We start from the raw sequence: 18,704 nt of genomic DNA, 5'->3' as shown, positions 1-18,704 counted from the left end.
AGAGACTAGTTGTGACACTAGTCTCGGAAAAACGTCAGAATAACAAATACCATTTAGTCACGAATGTTACACGAAATAGATGTACTATTCGTGTGACATCGCTAATAAAAGCTGATATTACTCCTCTGTCCTTTTGCCTGAGATAGTGAACCCTTCGGCGACGCACATGGCGCTCTCTCCAGAACTGCTCCTGCTATAGTTTAATCCATAGCATTCATAGCTTATTAACTTCATAATCAATTATTATTGTAAGATATTATACATCCTATCAGTGCTCGTCCCATTATTCAATAATAAATTCTGACTATTTTCAGAAAAATAGCAGAATAGGACGCAATATGCTAAATCTCTAACGAAAAATAGTATTTTTGAACATACAAAATATTTGATGGGGTGCCATTTAAAATGAGGTGAAAATGAATCAGTGTCGTGGAGGATTTGCATAAAGATAGTGTTGGCGTGATTGATTTTGTAAGGGAGCTCACTACTAACGTGTAAAGGGGGGCTATGGGAGAACCGATTCCTAAGTGACATTAATTCGCTCAAAGAACGGATCATTTACAGTCAGGAATTGTTAGTAAGAATGAGCTATATATTTTGACTCTCGTCGCTATCCTTTTTTCTGTCCAATGCATGATTAGAGACTTGGTGAACAAAAAGCTAGTACTTAATCATTTGCAATAGATATAATATAGTAGAAACTCTGAATTTTTTAAAAAAGAAGCCGTCTCATAGTTCTTTGAGACGGCTTTTGTCATGTAGACATTAATATTTTTTTGCTTTTATTTTACCTGTCCAAGTTTTGAATCCACCTTGAAGTTGGTAAATTTGGTTGTACCCACGTTTTTTAAGAAATAGTGCAGCACGTGAGCTACGGCCTGTATTTTGACAGTATAGATATACTGGTAAATCTGGGCGGATTTCTTTATAACGTTGACGTAGTGTTGTGGAAGGAACATTTCGTGCACCAAGAATATGACCAGCATCAAATTCTTTTTGTTCACGTACATCGATTAGCTGGGCTTTACGATAGCCTTCTATGAATTGCTCTTGTGTTAAGTTGGTTACGGCTTTTTTGAGTCGTAGTGCATTAATACCGATATATGCAATTATGACTACTAAAACGACACCGATTGTGATAAGTATGTCCAAGATTTTCTTACCCCTTTCTATCTTCTCTATTATTATAAAAGATGCGCTAGCGATAGTCCAATGAGTTTGATAAAATTAACTAGGTTGTGGCGAATTCGGCTATATCATTACGAAAGTACATCGTTAGCAACTTACACTGTAGCTAATTTTTGAGAGGTTTGAACCACAGGTGGGGCCTGAGGGATCATTTTATATTTGTAGGAGATGAACATATGACAACTTGGTATTTTCTAAATTCAGGGAAATGTAGTCCTTCTTTTAATATGGCACTAGATGAAGCATTACTTGACTGGCATAGTGAGGGGTTAATTCCACCAGTGATTCGTTTTTACGAGTGGGAGCCTGCGACACTATCGATTGGTTATTTTCAACAGGCTAAAAGAGATATTAATTTAGACGCTGTACGTGAGCAAGGCTTAGGCTTTGTGCGTCGTCCAACGGGTGGACGAGCTGTCTTGCATGAGCATGAACTCACATATAGTGTCATCGTTACGGAAAGCTATCCGGATATGCCAGAGTCTGTGACAGAGGCATACCGTGTATTAAGTGAGGGAATCTTGCAAGGTTTCCATAATCTTGGGATGGATGCTTATTTTAGTGTACCTGATACAGAGGAGAAAAGAGCTGACCTCAAGAGTCCGAAAAGTGCTGTTTGCTTTGATGCGCCAAGTTGGTATGAGCTGGTCGTTGAAGGAAAAAAAATAGCGGGAAGTGCTCAAACACGTCAAAAGGGTGTTATTTTACAGCACGGCGCCATTTTATTAGATTTAGACCAGGAGAAACTATTATCCGTATTTAATTTCTCAAGCGAAGAAGCGAAGAATCGTATGCGCAGAAAGTTACCGGAAAAGGCGGTTGCCATCAACGGTCTTGTTAAAGAACCAGTAACAGTTGAACAATGTGTAACAGCTTTTCGTGATGGGTTTGCAAAATCGTTGCAAATTGAATTAAAACCATTTACACTTTCTGAGGAGCAGTTAGAATATGTTCGTGCATTAGAAGAAAAAAAATATGCAAATGATGAATGGAACTTTAAAAAGTAAAAAATGGTATGAAAAAAATTTTTTAACGTTCGACCCTAGTAATAACAAGTAGTTCGGATTCTATTTAAAAAAGCAAGAGTTGAATTAAAAAACTATATATAGTATCTTTTTTAAAGACATGTACACAATATGTAGTGTTTAACGGCACATGATATTGTGTATTTATTTTGTAATGAAGATAACAAGGGAGGCAAAACGATGGTAATCACAAATCATCAACCCGAAGTAAACAATCAATTTGAACAGTTAAACAAAGATATCGAACAATTCCCACAAGTACACCCAGTAACGCCTGATATGCATATTACGCATAAAGGCGTATCTAGACTTGTTATGATCGATCGCTACTCGTTTAAAGACACAGAAAAGAAAACACTGAAAGCCGGTGACTTTGTTGTTTTAACAGTAAAAGCTGATCCAAAATTCCCTGCACGTGGTTTAGGGACAATTCAAAAGCTGGACATGTCTACAAAAACAGCAGATATTCTGATTGAGGAAGATTACCGCAGTGCATTAGACGATCCGCAAGAGCAAGAAACGGGTGTAATTACGCGTTCAATTGACGTGCTAGAAAAGCCTCTTGAAATTTTTTATGAACAAATCGCAAAACGAAATGCAACAGGCCTTGCCGCTGTTGAAAAAACTCCAGAGAAACGCCAAGAGTGGTTTGAGAAGTTTTATAAGCAATTAGTTTCATTGAAATTTATTCCAGCAGGACGTGTCATTTATGGAGCTGGATCTGAAACAGATGTAACCTTCTTTAACTGTTACGTAATGCCGTTTGTCGCAGATTCACGTGAAGGCATCAGTGATCACCGTAAGCAAGTAATGGAAATTATGAGTCGTGGTGGTGGTGTAGGAACAAATGGTTCAACATTACGTCCACGCAACACGTTAGCACGTGGTGTAAATGGTAAATCATCTGGTTCTGTCTCATGGTTAGATGATATTGCGAAGCTGACTCATCTTGTCGAACAAGGTGGTAGCCGCAGAGGTAAGCATAATCTAGGTGCTTCTGCGTAAACAAACCTCGTGAATTGCTGGGAACTCTTTAACGGAAATATTGTCACTTTAATCGAGGTGGGAAATATGGATGTTTATGATGCGATACAACCACAAACTTGTTTAATATGTGGCTTTACAATAAATCATAATAAACAAGGATGGTTTACGTCTCATTTGAAAAATGAGCATAACTTAACATTAGATAATTATTTAATATCTTATTTTTATCCAATAGAAATGGTGATCTGCCAATATATTTTATGTAATAAAAAGGTTAAACTGAGGCGAGGTATTCCAAATCAATTTTGTAGTAGAAGCTGTCGAGGAAAAGGTGGGCCTTTAACTTGTGTAATTTGTGGAAAACTATTCGATGAAAAACATCGGCAGACTAAAACTTGTAGTAAAGAGTATGCGAGTAGACTTCGATCACAAAATACAGGTAAGTGGCATAATGACATGCCAAATGAACAAAAAAAGTTTCATTTTAAAAATATCATTTCAAAAACAGCTGAAACTAGAAAAATAAATGGAACGCCTTCATGGAATAGCGGTAAGACAGGGGTTTATAGTAAAGAAACCATTGAAAAGATTCGACAAGCTGCATTAAAGCAAATAGAGAGGGAAACGTTTAGAAAAACTAGTATTGAAACAGCTTTAGAGAATTTCTTAGTTGAACAATCAATCACCTACAAATATTCCTTTATATTTGAAGGTGCACAATTTGATTTCTTACTAGTTGGGACAAATATTCTAATTGAATGTGATGGTGATTTTTGGCATGGGAATCCAAAATTTTATTCCTCTTTTTATGAGGTACAAAAGAGAATAAAAGCTAGGGATATCGAAAAAAATCAAATTGCAGCAGCTAATGGATACACTTTACTCCGTTTTTGGGAAGATGAGATAAAAAATGATTTTGAAAATGTTAAAAAACGCATTATAAATGCACTGCTAGCTACAACGTAATCGGAAACGGTAAACGTGAATGCTTGAAAATAGCAGTGGGATAAAGACAATCAGCAGCCAAGCTCCTTTTAAAGGGGAAGGTTCAACGACCATCGAAAGCACGCTAAGTTAGCGGAAGTGAGTAGAGTAGGAGTGAAGCCACTCCGAAGTGCGAGGGCATCTAATTGGATGTAAGATATGGTCTCAACTTCTATGGTGACATAGAGAGTGGGTGTAGCGAACCCGCGTAAGAAATCGGCACAAATGATTATGCTAGCAGATTGGCATCCAGATATTGTGGAATTTATTATTTCTAAAATGCAAAATCCACGTATTCTGCGTTACCTGATCGAAAATACAACGGATGAAACAATCATTCGTCTAGCAAAAGAAAAATTAAACTTCAAGCCACTTTCTATGCAAGAAGAAGCGATGTATCAAGGCATCGTGAACTACAAAAACATTGAAGGCTTAGGTGGATTCGATACAGCGATCATTCGTGAGGCTGAAAATAAATTACGTGATGGTGGCACATACACAGTTCATAACCCAGAGTTTTTAACAGGTGCCAACATTTCCGTGACATTAACGAAGGAATTTATGGAAGCAGTAGAAAAGGACGCTGACTTTGAGCTTCGTTTCCCAGCTGTGGAAGAATATACAAAAGAAGAAATGAACGTGTACAATACGAAATGGCATGAAGTGGGCGATGTTCGCGAATGGGAAAAAATGGGCTATAAAGTCCGCACATACCGTACAATGAAAGCAAAAGAATTATGGAATTTAATAAACGTATGTGCAACATACTCAGCAGAGCCAGGTATTTTCTTCATCGACAACGCGAATGATATGACAAATGCAAAGGCATATGGTCAAAGTGTTGTAGCGACAAATCCGTGTGGTGGACTTCGCCTCACGTTAAAAATTGCGGGATAAAGCGGGAAGGCTGAGATGCTAATCCGAACCGAAGGCTAATGGTAAAGCTTTAGTCAGGGGCAACGCATACCCGGTGATCCTACTTAGTAGACTATAACCCGGGCACGAGACCGCAACATTACACATTCATAAAAATTCAAAATTGCCTAATGTAATTCTTGGGGCTATGAGGATAGAGTATTTAATATAGGATACAAATTTTATAAACCTGATTTTTTCCTTTATAACGATGCCGGCAATCTTATAAAGATTGTAGAGATTTAAGTCTCGCGATAATGAGGCAAAAGAGAAAGCTCTAAAGGCTCTAAATGTTATTAAAACAACTTATGGTATTGATTGCGAATTGATTTCTTATGAAGAATTGCTCGATATGTATAAACTTGTTCCATTTTCACTCACATCAACAATTACAGAATGGATAGAGTCGAATAACACAACAATAACAAAGCTGTATATGGTAAATATAATGGACATTTCAATCAAAAACATACTGACCAAACAAAAAGAAGAATTGGTCAGCATATTAACAAGTTGTGGGAATCCAGTAGTCCAGCAAAAGCCAGAATGATTGAAGGTTTAAGAAAATCTGGCTTGGTACAAAAAGGTAAGCATAAGAAGCCCAGAGAGCAAAGAATTTGCAAAAGTTGTGGGCGCGAATTTGAAGGTATTGTTACTTCATCCAAATTGTTTTGTACTCAAGTGTGCGCTGGAAATTCAAATATAAAAATCGACACACAAGTTTATGTTGAAAATCGAGCAAGTATACATCCAGAAATCAAACAAACTGTCATACAATGGGCAATCGACCATACTGAATTAATAACTACAACACCCTTGAATAAGATAAAATCAACGCTCAATCCTTTAATTGAGCAAATTTATCAAGAATTTGGTGTTAAAGATTTTAGAGTAATTTCAAAAGCAGTCTTTGGTGAAGATAGAGGAAGAAAAGAATTACTAAGGTTTATGAAAAAAATGTGTAATGAAAATGTATGCTGAACTTGCAGGAATTGAACTGTAAGAACTAAAGGATAAAAAGCCTTTAGGATAACAATTATTGGAACAACCACTTGCACCATACTCTGTGTGTAACTTAGCAGCTGTGAACCTTGCACAGTTTGCGAATAAAGAAAATCAATCAGTTGATTACGAAGCACTACGTGAAACAGTTCGTGTGGGTGTTCGCATGCAGGATAACGTTATTGATGCGACTCCTTACTTCCTAGAAGAGAACCGTGTACAAGCCCTTGGTGAGCGTCGTGTTGGTTTAGGGGTTATGGGCTTAGCAGACTTACTTATTTACTGTGAAAAGGAATACGGTTCAGAAGCAGGTAATGCTTTAGTCGATGAAATCTTTAAAACAATTGCGGAAACAGCCTATGAGGCGTCTACAGAGCTTGCAAAGGAACGTGGTAGCTTCCCATTCTTAGTAGGTGCTACTGACGAAGAAACAGCTCGTTTACGTAAAGCCTTTACAGAGACAGGCTTTATGCAAAAAATGCCTGCTCACATCAAAGAACAAATTCTAGCGACTGGTATTCGTAACTCGCACTTACTAACTGTTGCGCCAACGGGTTCGACAGGAACGATGGTAGGCGTAGCGACAGGTCTTGAACCATACTTCTCTTTTACGTACTACCGTTCTGGTCGTTTAGGTAAATTTATTGAGGTCAAGGCTGAAATTGTAAAAGAGTATTTAGATCGTCATCCTGAAGTAAATGAGCAAGAGCTTCCTGAATGGTTTGTCACAGCAATGGAGCTAAAACCAGAAGCACATGCCGATGTTCAATGTATTATTCAAAAATGGATTGATTCATCCATTTCTAAAACAGTGAATGCACCAAAAGGCTATACAGTACAGCAAGTAGAAAAAGTATACGAGCGACTATATAAAGGTGGCGCTAAAGGTGGCACGGTCTATGTGGATGGTAGCCGTGATTCACAAGTTCTTACACTAAAAGCGGAAGAAAATGATATGGATCAATTATCATTTGAAGAAGAATTAGTAGAAGAGCATACAAAACGTCCAGTCGTATTAGTAGACACAATTCAAGCATTAGAGTCTACAACGGTTATCGGCTCAGATGTAGGGAATACATGCCCTGTTTGTCGTAAAGGAACAGTCGAAGAAATGGGTGGCTGTAATACATGTACAAACTGTGGTGCACAGTTAAAATGTGGTCTGTAGATTTGAATTACAGTCACGATGTTTATCAAACAGATACAAAGTTTAAAATAAAGTCGCGACATTTATAAAAATGTTACGAAGCTACGCCCCTTTGGATATTCATATATCTAAAGGGGTGTTTTCATCGTGAAAAGGTTCTTCCGTTAAAGGGCCTTTTATTAGTATCGAGAAATGCTTGTGCATATTTTCTCTTTAGCATTTTCATCCCCAAAATTGAAAAGTAATTATCAAATTATAGCTGCCGAATTTTACTTGCTATAGAAAGAGTGGTTTAGTTTAAGTAGAAAAAGGCTCTACTACATTGCTTGAAGCAAAGCATCTAGATTCTGAAGGGGCAATTAAAAAATTCCTATAAGAAAGGACAAACTTTGATGAAAAAATATTTAAAAGGCTATGCTTTAGGGGCTTTATTAGGTTTATTATTCTTTTTGCCTGTATTTAACCCTGCGTTAAGAGTTAATTTTCAGCAACATTGGGTTGCAATAGTCATCTTTACACCAGCCATTCTCTATATGATATTAAGCTATGCCGAATACAGTGAAATTTCCTTCAAAAAGGAAAATATCATAAAATCGGGATTCTTTTTACTTGGTATAATTTTGAGTATATACGCGATGTATTTTATTTGGAGATTCCCTGAATAAAAGCACGAATTACTCAATTTCTCAGTTATTTAGTACTGAAGTTGGCTAACAATCCTCCGTTAACAGGTGCATTTCTTTCATAAGGAGTGTGTCTTTTTCCATTTAAGGACCAGATTGTGGAATAACACTTTTTTATAAAAAAAAGTCCACTGACCAATTCACAAATTCTTTAAAAATAATATTTATGCCCATTTCAGTCTAATTACCGATAGCATATTAAATGATTATCCTTTATGGTTAATAGGTCGTAAAAGACACTATCAGGAATATCCTGCAAATATTGAAATGATAGGTGGAAAACAATGAATTATCAAGTTTTATTATATTACCATTACACGAAGATTGAAGATCCAGCTGCGTTTTCAGCAACGCACTTAGCAATGTGTAAAGAAATCGGTTTAAAAGGTCGTATTTTAGTAGCCAACGAGGGCATTAACGGTACTGTTTCAGGTACGATTGAGCAGACAGAGCAATACATGGCAAACATGCAAGCTGACTCATTATTTGAAGGTATAGTCTTCAAAATTGATGCAGTAGAAGAGCATACATTCAAAAAAATGCACGTACGCCCACGACCTGAGTTAGTAAACTTAGGCTTAGAAGAAGACGTTAACCCACATGAATTAACAGGTCGCTACCTGTCACCAGAACAATTCCTTGCTGAAATGCAAGATGACAATACAGTAGTATTAGATGTGCGTAACACGTATGAGTACGATGTCGGCCATTTTCGTGGCGCGATTCGACCAGATGTACAAAACTTCCGTGATACACCGGAATGGGTACGTGCAAACCGCGAGCTGTTCGAAGGGAAAAATGTTTTAACCTATTGTACGGGCGGGATTCGCTGTGAGAAGTTTTCGGGCTGGATGAAACGTGAAGGCTTTGGGGATGTTGGTCAATTACATGGCGGTGTTGCAACATACGGAAAAGACCCTGTTGCGAAAGGCCAATTATGGGACGGTCAAATGTACGTATTTGATGAGCGTTTAACGGTGCCAATCAATCAAGTAGAGCATGTGATTATCGGTCGTGATCACTATGACGGTGAACCTTGTGAACGTTACATTAACTGTGCAAACCCTGAATGTAACAAACAAATCATTGCATCTGAAGAAAATGAAGCAAAGCATTTAGGTGGCTGTACAATCGAATGTACAAAGCATGCGCGCAACCGCTACATCGTGCGTCACAATTTAACAGAAGAGCAAGTAGCTCAAGCAATTGAGGCGTTACAAGAATTAGTATGAAAAGCTTTCTAAATTAAATAGCTTCCATAACCTCAACCAACTATTTAGAGGGACCTAAAGCACTCTATGTAAGTGTTCAAACTAGCCATTTCAAAATTGGACTAGTTTGCTTGCTTACATAGGGTGTTTATTCTTTGATGGAGGTTTATTATTAACTGGTACATATATGTTGAAATAATACAATCTAGTACCTTCTGACCCGTAAAAGCTAGACACAAAATCTAGCTTTTATGGGGTGTTTTTATGATCAATAAGAAAATAAAAACCGTACTACGTTATATAAATGGACAAGAAAGCATCCATCATATTGCGCGAGAAGAGGGTGTTAATAAATGAGAATTAAGGACTTAGGTTCGTTTATATGAACATATGGTGTTGAATATTGGCCATTTCGCTCTATGCTATTTTATTTGCTAACACAATCTATCTCGCTGCTTCTCTAAGTGAGGCTTAACCGAAGTAAGATAATGATATTTTTTTGTCTAAATTAGAAGGAAGTCTTTTCCTTTTTATAGAATATTAGTATAAAGGGAAGGTGGGGTTAGTTGGTTGCTGCTTGAAAATTAGCATTAATAGCTGTTATTCAACACCAGTTTTTTAGAATTATAAATTGCTTTTCTACAGCTTTACGCACTTGATCTATAATGATTAGGAGGAAAACAATTTGAAAAAAATACTTTCTTTATTAGTAATGGTTACAATTATGCTTTTTTCTACTCCAGATGTTTTTGCCTCAAACACGATTGAACCTTATGGATTGAAGCCACCAGGTGAAAGCTTTACACCTGGAGAGTGGTTTCTAGGAAATACTCCACCTAATGTTGATTTGAATAAGCCACCTCTTGTTTTCGTTCAAGGGAAAAACGGTAACTCTACAAGTTGGTATGGCAATACAGAATATCACGGTCTTAATGATATGTATACAAAAGCTTATGAAGCAGGGTATCAAACGGTATTTGTTCAATTATACGATTCGGCAGGTAAAGGTTCTTATAGTCAATACGATAATGGAAAATTATTAGCCTCTATGTTAAAAGAAATCAATCAACATTTTCACGGAAAAAAATTAAATATAATTGCCCATAGCAAGGGTGGGCCTGATACCCAAGCAGCATTAGTTCTTCATAATGCTCATCCGTACGTTGGGAGGGTGTTTACTTTAGGATCCCCTCATTATGGATCAGAGTTAGCTGATCTTGCATATAGCTGGTGGGCAGGTTGGCTAGCTACATTACTCGGTGAAAAAGATGATGGAACTTATTCACTTCAAGTTGGGGAAATGGAATATTTTCGCTCACTAATAGACAATCACCCCAATGTTAGCAAGAACAACTATTATACAATGGCTGGTACTAATACAGGACCATTTCTATCGGCACTCTGGATGGGTGGTCTATATCTTTCCGATCCAAATGATGGATTAGTCAAAGAGGCAAGCACTAAATTATCTTACGGAACACATTTATTTACCGATCCCTCACTTGACCATGACAATATTCGAATGGGATCTGCGGTATTTTCAAGATTGGAACAGTATCTACAGTCTGCTTCTACAGATCGTATCATGATGAACCAAGAATACTTTTCTCAATCTGATATGTTTCAAGAGTTGGATGTTTCTCATTATTTTTACGGAGGGAAGTTACAATCGTCAAATGATGTGACACATTCTTTTTATGTGGATACTGCGCTCGATAATGTTAAATTATGGACAGGGTTAACTAGCGATAAGATAGAGTTAGTATCTCCTTCAGAAAAAAAATATACCAACCAAACAATCCAATCATTGGATGAAGCCTCCTTCTTTAATGGCGTAGTACCTCATACATTTACTGGGGTTATTTCTGAGATTGGGGAATGGAAGATAAATATAAGCACGCAGGCAGAAGATAATGCGTTTTTACTGGCAGTTCAACATGGGGGCCCATCTTTGATTAAGGTAAGTATTCCAACAGTATCATTAGAAACGAATAATATCGTGACAATGCAAGCTAATGACCAATTACAAAAACTTACCTTCGATGTACGAGTACTGGATCCAACAGGGAAAGATATTGCTTCTTCTCTACAGACGCAAAAGGTTAATCAGCAAAACTTTATGGTGAATTTTCCAGAAAATAAAAAGTCAGGTGTATATAATATAACTTTAAATATTTCAGGTGAAACGTTACAAGGTGAGCCATACAAAAGGACTGTTGTTCGTTCTAAGTATATAAAATAAAAAACTTGAAAACATATCTTTAGCAACGGCTGGATGCCAAATTGATAATCAGACAGTTAAAAAGTTATTAATGAGTTACTTGTTTAAATAAAGATGAAAATACCATGTTGGCAATCAGCATGGTATTTTTTATTTTCATTTAAATACGATGGATGTTGAAGGAGTATACGACATACTGTGGAATTAACATAGAGTACGAAAAAAATATTTTATTTAACGGATGCAGGTTTGTCTCTATGATACGGTATAGATTATAGTACGTGTGAAAGCTTCTGATACATGGCTCTTATCAATCTATGTGCGTGATGAAACTTAAAGGGGAGAAAAAAATGACTGTAGAAATTTTTAGCGGAGATCGTTCTGAAGAAAGTGTTCAATTTGAAAAATGGCTATTTGCGCAAAGTAATAAAAAGAGTTTTTCTAGTATTGAAAATGCTAAACAGTTTATTGAGCAGAGGGGAACTGAAAATAGTCAGCTTTATGTTATAGGGGAAGATGTTCAATTTATAAGTGATATGGAGGAGCAAACCTTTGAGGCTATGCAGGTCTTCACTTTAAATGACCAAAAGTCCTTGAAGCAAAAAGTTATTCTCTATATACATGGTGGTGCTTGGACGAATCAGCCTTTAAGTTTACATTGGTTATTCATGGATAAGATGGCACAATCGTTAAATGCAAAAGTTATTGCGCCCATTTATCCGAAAGTACCTCATTTTAACCATCATGACACCTTCCAAAAAATGCTCAATTTCTATAAAGAAATTTTAAAAACGGTTGAAAGTTCTAATCAATTGACCATTATCGGAGATTCGGCAGGTGGAAATATAGCACTTGGTCTGGTCCAACTTTTGAAGCAGAACCATCTACCTCAACCCCAAGATATTATTTTACTATCAGCATGTGTTGATATGAGTTTAGAAAATCCTCAGATACTTGAATATGAAGAAAAGGACCCAATGTTAGCTAGTGAAGGAATGGAAGTCATTACAAAGATATGGGCTGCTGATAAAGATCTAAAGGACCCATTGATTAGTCCTATTTACGGTGATTTTCAAGGACTTGGGAAGATTACTCATTTTATTGGAACACATGAAAGTTTATATCCAGATGCCATAAAATTTGATGAACAACTAACCGAACAAGGCATTGACATCACTACCTTTGTTTATCCTCAAATGAATCATGTGTTTGTTGTGATGCCTATCCCTGAAGCTCTAGATGCTCAACAGAAAATTATAAATATAATTCATAGTAGAGTGTTGAAATAGGCGAGTTAACACTAAAGGAATAGGTGCGGAAGAATCCTATAAAAAAGCGTGTTTTGATTATCATTCAAAACACGCTTTTTATATTCCTTATTTTGGAATTTAACTTTATTTCACAGTGCAGATAGATACGATAGAGGTGGAACTATTAAATGGAGGTGGATGCTTTTCTTCACAAACTGACTACATTTTTCAAAATTAGCGTGTGGTGTCTTTTCTAATTATAGCCCTCACTATGTCTCCTGATCGTTCTTCATAAGAATTCCTGTATTGTTTAAACGAAAACTAAATTGTAAAGTCAACTTGACATATGAAATGGTGTAAAGTAAACTTTACTTATTAAAAAAATGTACAGTTTACTTTACATTTAACGAGGAGGCTTTATGAAAAATAGAATTCGTGAATTTCGGAAATCGAAAAAGATTACGCAGGAGGAGTTGTCTAAAGTAGTTGGCGTCTCGCGACAATCAATCATTGCAATTGAATCGGAGAAATTCAATCCATCTTTAGAACTCGCCTACAATATTTCAAAAGCTTTCAATTGCACAATTGAAGAAGTGTTTATATTCGAAGAGGAGGGGATGGAGTGATGGAGATTTCTATCGGGGGAATCATCGGGTTGTATGGAGGAATGACTTGTGGAATTTTAGGCTGGTGGTTAGGACGGAGTAAGGCGAAGAAAAACAGAGGTTTAGATGAGCTACACGACTATATTTGGCAAAAAGCGAAATCCTATTCGTGGTATGTGACATTAGCGGCGATTTATATTTTCTTTACACTCATTGTATTTGGCATTGAATTGAATGCAGCAATGGTTTTAGGTAGTATTCTTTTAGTGCACTTAGGGAGTTGGGGGATAATTGGGGGAGTTTTGACCATCAACATGTTTAGTCCCATCCCGTTTCAGCTTTCTCGAGTGAAGCTGGGCATAGGTATTATTGCTGCGTCCATTCTTATTTTTACAAGCATCTCCATCATGACGAATAATTGGCTGTTTTTAGTTTTCAGTATCTTACCAAATTTAATAGGGCTGTTTACTGCACTTATTTATACTAAATAGAGCAATAATATAAAACAGGCAGCCTCAACACTTGTTGGGACTGCCTGTTCTATTATTCATGGTTCAATGTTGCAGCAATTTCAGGTTGCTGCTCTACTTGACGTAGCATATTAAAGGAAGCAATTGCTACTTCTACTTGATCGTCCTTTGGTTCACGAGTTGTCAGTAATTGAAGCCATAAGCCAGGGTAGCCAAGGAAACGCAACACTGGGATATTGCGGCAAGCATTTGTCGCTTGTAATACTTCAAATGAAATACCGAGTACAACAGGAATTAATAGAATCCGATCTAAAATACGAAGCCACAGTGGGTCAGTTGGTACAAAGAAATATAAAAACATGCCGACAAACACTGTGAACAGAATGAAGCTACTGCCACAACGATAGTGCAGACGTGATTGAGCTTGAACGTTTTTTACTGTGATGTCTAAGCCAGCCTCATAACAGTTAATGACTTTATGCTCGGCACCATGATACTGAAATACTCGCTTAATCAGAGGGGTTAATGAGATAAAGTATAAGTAGGCTAGCAGTAAAAGGAGTTTAATACCACTCTCTAGTAGAATTTGTCCCGTTTTCCCTTCAATCCATTTTGAGAAAAAATCTGCTATAAAAACAGGAATTAATGTAAAGGCAAATTTTCCGAATAAAAAGGAAAGAATACCTACTACAGCAACTCCAAGTATCATCTGAAGTTTGGAACCTTCTTCTTTATGATCTTCTTCTTCGCCAGGTGTCACATCATAACGATCCCCTGCAAATTGCATGTGACGAGAGCCTAAGCCAGCCGACTCAATGAGCGCTACAACGCCTCGTACAAATGGAATTTTTTTGAGCTTTTGTAAAATAGGCTTTTGAACTTTTTTAAAATGATAATAATCAATGGAATCATCGTTACGACGAATGGCTGTAACAGTATGTTCCTTTCCTCCGAACATCACACCTTCTAATTGTGCTTGTCCCCCGTATACAGGTGAATTGCTCAAGGCTAACACCACTCTCTTTATATATTTCAACTGTACCATTGTACTAAATTTAGTGAAAAACCTCTACAGTTACGCATAGTAAATTTTCTATATGGCTACACTAATCGTACATTTCAGGAAAACATTAGTGTGCAAAAAGGAGGTTAGATGATGAAAGTAGCGACGATTACCGCACTTGTAAATGCGCTTGTTTTAGCGCTGTGCTTAAAGGGTTTACATTATTTCCATCTTATTAAATGGCATCCGATTGGGTTTTATAAAAAGTGGAATTGGTTTGAAGATAGCTCTAAATTATTTCAATGGACCTTCTTTATCTTTCTGCTGTTTATCATCGGCTTATTTTTATATATGACCATGCGCTATGTCTATATCATTCCAGCTTTCTTTTCATCACTGCTGCTAGGTCTTCTTGTGACTATTACATTGGAGTGGATTGCTTTAGATCTACCATTACAACTGACGTCCTTTAAAAAACTGTCCATTCCATTTATAGTGATTGTTGTCTGTCTATTACGTTTCTTGTTGGAAACGGCCAATTTTCATCAGAAGGAGCATACAGCACAAAAAGGCAGTTAATGGTACAAAATATCCCCTTTGTTTGAGGGGATATTTATGAAACCATCAATTGAAATTAGTTGCTGAATGCACGGTGTATGATAAAATAAATGGCAAGTACATAGAAAGAGGCGAATAGAAGCGTGAAGTTATTATGTTTGAATGGACCGAACTTAAATCGACTTGGCAAACGAGAGCCACATATTTATGGATATGAAACATTGGATGATGTTAGAGAAAATGTTCGAAATCTTGCGGCTTCTTTAGGTGCTACGGTTGAATTTCGTCAATCCAATCACGAAGGGGTACTAGTAGATTGGGTGCATGAAGCAGAGGACGAAAAATATGATGGTATTATCTTTAATCCCGGTGCGTATACCCATACGAGCATCGCGTTACATGATGCGATTGCAGGAATTTCTGTGCCGGTTATCGAAGTACATATTTCCAATATCCACAAACGTGAGGCTTTCCGTCATCATTCTTATCTTGCTCCGGCCTGCCTTGGTCAAATTTGTGGACTAGGTACGAAAGGCTATGAACTGGCACTACGTACATTTATCGAGAGGGAGAATTGATTATGTTGAAATTACAAAAGCTACGTAAAGCACTTCAAGAACAAAGCATCGATGGCATTTTAATCACAAATGGGTATAACCGACGTTATATGACTGGTTTTACAGGGACAGCAGGCGTAGCAATTGTGTCTCAAAATGATGCTGTGTTTATTACAGATTTCCGTTATACAGAGCAGGCTGCTGCACAAATTCAGGACTTCCGCATTGTCAAACATGAAGCAACAATCATTGAAGAAATTGCTACACAAGTAAGCAATATGGGCATCAAATTATTGGGCTTTGAGAGAGATACTGTAAGTTATGGCACATATGAACTGTATAAATCAAACATTCAAGCAGATTTAGTGCCGATTTCTGGGCTAATTGAAAAAATTCGCTTGATTAAGACGGAACAAGAGATTAATATTATTAAGGCTGCGTGTGAAATTGCAGATCACGCATTTACACATATTTTAGGCTTCATCAAGCCTGGTAAAACAGAGCTTGAGGTTTCGAATGAATTAGAATTTTTCATGCGTAAACAAGGAGCAACTCAGTCTTCATTTGACATAATTGTTGCGTCTGGTCTTCGTTCAGCATTACCACATGGCGTTGCAACGAATAAAGTGATTGAAAAAGGCGACTTTGTTACTTTAGACTTTGGTGCGCTATATAATGGCTATATTTCGGATATCACACGTACTGTGGCTGTTGGAGAACCATCTGAAAAATTAGTAGATATGTACAATGCAGTCCTTGCTTCTCAACTGTTAGCACTTGAAAAAGTGGGTCCTGGATTAACAGGTATTCAAGCGGATGCGATTGCACGTGACTACTTAAAAGAAAAAGGATATGGCGACGCATTTGGTCATTCTTTAGGACATGGTATTGGTCTTGAAGTACATGAAGGCCCTGGCTTATCGATGCGTTCAGAGACAGTGCTAGAGCCAGGTATGGCCGTGACGATTGAACCTGGTGTTTACTTACCAGGAATCGGTGGTGTCCGTATCGAGGATGATATTTTAATCACTGAAACGGGTAATGAACTACTAACACATTCGTCAAAAGAACTCATTATTTTATAAACTTTGGAGGAACACAAATGATTTCAGTAAACGATTTCCGTACAGGTCTAACAATTATTGTTGATGGCCAATTATACCGCGTGTTAGATTTCCAACACGTTAAACCAGGTAAAGGTGCTGCGTTCGTGCGTTCTAAATTACGTAACCTACGTAACGGCTCAGTGAATGAAAAAACATTCCGTGCTGGTGAAAAAGTAGAGAAAGCACAAATTGATAACCGTAAAATGCAATACCTATATGCACAAGGCGACGAGCATGTATTCATGGACTTAGAATCTTACGAGCAAACTGAACTTGCTTCAGCTGCTATTGAATATGAATTAAAATTCCTAAAAGAAAATATGGAAGTGCATATTCAATCTTACCAAGGTGAAATGTTAGGTATTGAATTACCAAATACTGTTCAATTAGAAGTTACAGAAACAGAACCAGGGATCAAAGGAGATACAGCTTCAGGCGGTACAAAACCTGCTACACTTGAAACAGGTCTAATCGTACAAGTACCTTTCTTCGTTAACCAAGGTGATGTTTTAATCGTTAACACAGAAGAAGGCTCTTACGTTTCTCGTGCTTAATAATTAATAATAGCCAACCTACTCTTTAAAAAAAGGGTAGGTTTTTATTTTTTTCTTATACATATCCTACCAAACATTTCATTTAATGTGATAATAGATAGAAGCACGTACTCTTTTTTACTAAGAGTCCATCAAGATTCTATCATCAGATAGATGGTCATTGCTGGGAGAATTGTTTACAATAATCGTAAGGAGTGAAAGGTATGCTACAAACATTTGATATGACATATCCCATTATTCAAGCACCAATGGCAGGCGTGACATCCCCAAAATTTGTGGCGGCTTGCGCTGAGGCTGGGCTATTAGGCTCAATAGGAGCGGGCTACTTAGATGGTGCACAAACAAAGCAATTTATTCAGGAAGTAAAGAAGTTAACAGCAAAGCCCTTTGCGGTCAATCTGTTTGTTCAAGAAGAACCAAAAATTGATATCGAGGTTTTACAACAAGCCCGTATGGCACTACAACCTTTTTACGATGAACTAGGATTATCACCTGTACAAAGTGTTGTTTCGAAGGAAGTGTTTGCAGGTCAAATTCAGGCGGTGATCGAGGAACAGGTAGCAATTTGTTCATTTACATTTGGGTTGCCCTCTCCAGAGGTTCTGCAGCAATTAAAAGACAATGGTATTTATACGGTTGGTACCGCTACGACAGTAGAGGAAGCTATACTAGTAGAACAAGCAGGAATGGATGCAGTTGTACTACAAGGAGGAGAGGCTGGCGGTCATCGAGGCTCCTTTTCGGCCCCACTGCAATTAATACCGTTATATGATTTACTACAACAAGTAGCTGGACAAATTGCGATTCCTATTATCGCAGCAGGTGGACTTGTGACGAAAGAGGATATTCAAAGGGCGTTAAAGGGCGGGGCACAGGCTGTTCAAATTGGTACAGCGTTACTAGTGGCAGATGAATGCGAAATTTCGCCACTTTATAAAAATGCTGTGTTAGCTTCGAAAGAACAGCAAACAACGATTACGCTCGCCTTTACGGGTAAACCAGCAAGAGGCTTAATGAATGATTTTACAAAACGTATGAAAGATGCGATAGTAGCTCCTTATCCATTACAAAACTATTTAACGACTACCATTCGTAAAGAAAGTGCCGAGCAAGGTAATGCGGAATATTTATCGATGTGGATGGGCGAAAAGAGTTATCTCGTACAGCAAACTGGCACTGTCAGAAGCATTGTAGAAAAGCTTCTATAAATTTTATCAATAAAGATCTCTATACATATG

At 37.4% G+C, this 18,704-nt stretch carries 16 protein-coding genes, 3 pseudogenes and 1 riboswitch; of the genes and pseudogenes, 17 read left to right on the top strand and 2 right to left on the bottom strand.

Features of this window, described 5'->3' with window-relative positions; all coding sequences use genetic code 11:
* Positions 1 to 115 precede the first annotated feature (115 nt).
* Positions 116 to 192, bottom strand: a riboswitch (glycine riboswitch).
* Positions 193 to 765: 573 nt separating this feature from the next.
* On the bottom strand, positions 766 to 1,152 hold the full coding sequence (locus NV349_RS13965; protein ID WP_036122960.1) for a rhodanese-like domain-containing protein: 387 nt from the start codon (positions 1,150 to 1,152) through the stop codon (positions 766 to 768).
* A 212-nt stretch (positions 1,153 to 1,364) separates the two neighbouring features.
* Here NV349_RS13965 and NV349_RS13960 point away from each other — a divergent pair, with 212 nt between their 5' ends.
* The 12 genes and pseudogenes from NV349_RS13960 to NV349_RS13905 all read left to right on the top strand — a co-directional run bounded on the left by NV349_RS13960 (position 1,365) and on the right by NV349_RS13905 (position 13,709).
* Complete coding sequence (locus NV349_RS13960) at positions 1,365 to 2,195, top strand: lipoate--protein ligase family protein (protein WP_271910270.1); 831 nt, start codon at positions 1,365 to 1,367, stop codon at positions 2,193 to 2,195.
* A gap of 198 nt (positions 2,196 to 2,393) precedes the next feature.
* A pseudogene (locus NV349_RS13955) lies at positions 2,394 to 3,191 on the top strand (ribonucleotide reductase N-terminal alpha domain-containing protein); the annotation flags it as partial.
* Positions 3,192 to 3,284: 93 nt separating this feature from the next.
* Positions 3,285 to 4,166, top strand: a complete 882-nt coding sequence (locus NV349_RS13950; protein WP_101967013.1) for an endonuclease domain-containing protein — start codon at positions 3,285 to 3,287, stop codon at positions 4,164 to 4,166.
* A 207-nt stretch (positions 4,167 to 4,373) separates the two neighbouring features.
* Positions 4,374 to 5,048, top strand: a pseudogene (locus NV349_RS13945) (ribonucleoside-diphosphate reductase); the annotation flags it as partial.
* Positions 5,049 to 5,645: 597 nt separating this feature from the next.
* Positions 5,646 to 6,080, top strand: coding sequence for a hypothetical protein (locus NV349_RS13940; protein ID WP_271910268.1), 435 nt, complete (start codon positions 5,646 to 5,648; stop codon positions 6,078 to 6,080).
* A 61-nt stretch (positions 6,081 to 6,141) separates the two neighbouring features.
* Positions 6,142 to 7,269 (top strand): annotated as a pseudogene (locus tag NV349_RS13935) (vitamin B12-dependent ribonucleotide reductase); the annotation flags it as partial.
* Between the two features lie 371 nt (positions 7,270 to 7,640).
* Positions 7,641 to 7,913, top strand: coding sequence for a hypothetical protein (locus tag NV349_RS13930; RefSeq protein WP_271910266.1), 273 nt, complete (start codon positions 7,641 to 7,643; stop codon positions 7,911 to 7,913).
* 302 nt (positions 7,914 to 8,215) lie between these two features.
* Complete coding sequence (gene trhO / locus NV349_RS13925) at positions 8,216 to 9,163, top strand: oxygen-dependent tRNA uridine(34) hydroxylase TrhO (protein WP_271910265.1); 948 nt, start codon at positions 8,216 to 8,218, stop codon at positions 9,161 to 9,163.
* Positions 9,164 to 9,827: 664 nt separating this feature from the next.
* Positions 9,828 to 11,384, top strand: coding sequence for an esterase/lipase family protein (locus NV349_RS13920; RefSeq protein ID WP_271910264.1), 1,557 nt, complete (start codon positions 9,828 to 9,830; stop codon positions 11,382 to 11,384).
* Between the two features lie 329 nt (positions 11,385 to 11,713).
* Positions 11,714 to 12,652, top strand: coding sequence for an alpha/beta hydrolase fold domain-containing protein (locus NV349_RS13915; protein ID WP_271910262.1), 939 nt, complete (start codon positions 11,714 to 11,716; stop codon positions 12,650 to 12,652).
* Positions 12,653 to 13,032: 380 nt separating this feature from the next.
* A complete protein-coding gene (locus NV349_RS13910; protein WP_271910260.1) occupies positions 13,033 to 13,239 on the top strand; it encodes a helix-turn-helix transcriptional regulator in 207 nt (68 codons plus the stop codon).
* A complete protein-coding gene (locus NV349_RS13905) occupies positions 13,239 to 13,709 on the top strand; it encodes a hypothetical protein (protein ID WP_036116802.1) in 471 nt (156 codons plus the stop codon). The genes NV349_RS13910 and NV349_RS13905 overlap by 1 nt, the downstream gene beginning before the upstream one ends.
* 52 nt (positions 13,710 to 13,761) lie before the next feature.
* Here NV349_RS13905 and NV349_RS13900 read toward each other — a convergent pair whose 3' ends face one another.
* The gene (locus tag NV349_RS13900; protein WP_051891552.1) at positions 13,762 to 14,733 is read right to left on the bottom strand and encodes a DUF1385 domain-containing protein; all 972 of its coding nucleotides are present in this window, start codon (positions 14,731 to 14,733) and stop codon (positions 13,762 to 13,764) included.
* 108 nt (positions 14,734 to 14,841) lie between these two features.
* Here NV349_RS13900 and NV349_RS13895 point away from each other — a divergent pair, with 108 nt between their 5' ends.
* The 5 genes from NV349_RS13895 (at position 14,842) to NV349_RS13875 (ending at position 18,674) form a co-directional block, all read left to right on the top strand.
* Positions 14,842 to 15,270 carry a hypothetical protein gene (locus NV349_RS13895; RefSeq protein ID WP_230593729.1) on the top strand — a complete coding sequence of 143 codons (429 nt, stop codon included), beginning with the start codon at positions 14,842 to 14,844 and terminating at the stop codon, positions 15,268 to 15,270.
* 122 nt (positions 15,271 to 15,392) lie between these two features.
* Positions 15,393 to 15,827, top strand: coding sequence for a type II 3-dehydroquinate dehydratase (gene aroQ / locus NV349_RS13890; protein ID WP_036116808.1), 435 nt, complete (start codon positions 15,393 to 15,395; stop codon positions 15,825 to 15,827).
* 2 nt (positions 15,828 to 15,829) lie between these two features.
* A complete protein-coding gene (locus NV349_RS13885; RefSeq protein WP_271910258.1) occupies positions 15,830 to 16,891 on the top strand; it encodes a M24 family metallopeptidase in 1,062 nt (353 codons plus the stop codon).
* Positions 16,892 to 16,908: 17 nt separating this feature from the next.
* Entirely contained in the window at positions 16,909 to 17,466 is a 558-nt protein-coding gene (gene efp, locus NV349_RS13880) for an elongation factor P (RefSeq protein WP_036116812.1), read from the top strand.
* Between the two features lie 203 nt (positions 17,467 to 17,669).
* Positions 17,670 to 18,674, top strand: coding sequence for an NAD(P)H-dependent flavin oxidoreductase (locus NV349_RS13875; RefSeq protein WP_036116814.1), 1,005 nt, complete (start codon positions 17,670 to 17,672; stop codon positions 18,672 to 18,674).
* Positions 18,675 to 18,704: the final 30 nt, after the last annotated feature.

It is taken from the genome of Lysinibacillus sp. OF-1 (assembly GCF_028356935.1).
GTDB lineage: Bacteria > Bacillota > Bacilli > Bacillales_A > Planococcaceae > Lysinibacillus > Lysinibacillus fusiformis_D.
Note: the sequence above shows the minus strand (reverse complement) of the source record. Positions and strands in the feature narration are given on the sequence as shown.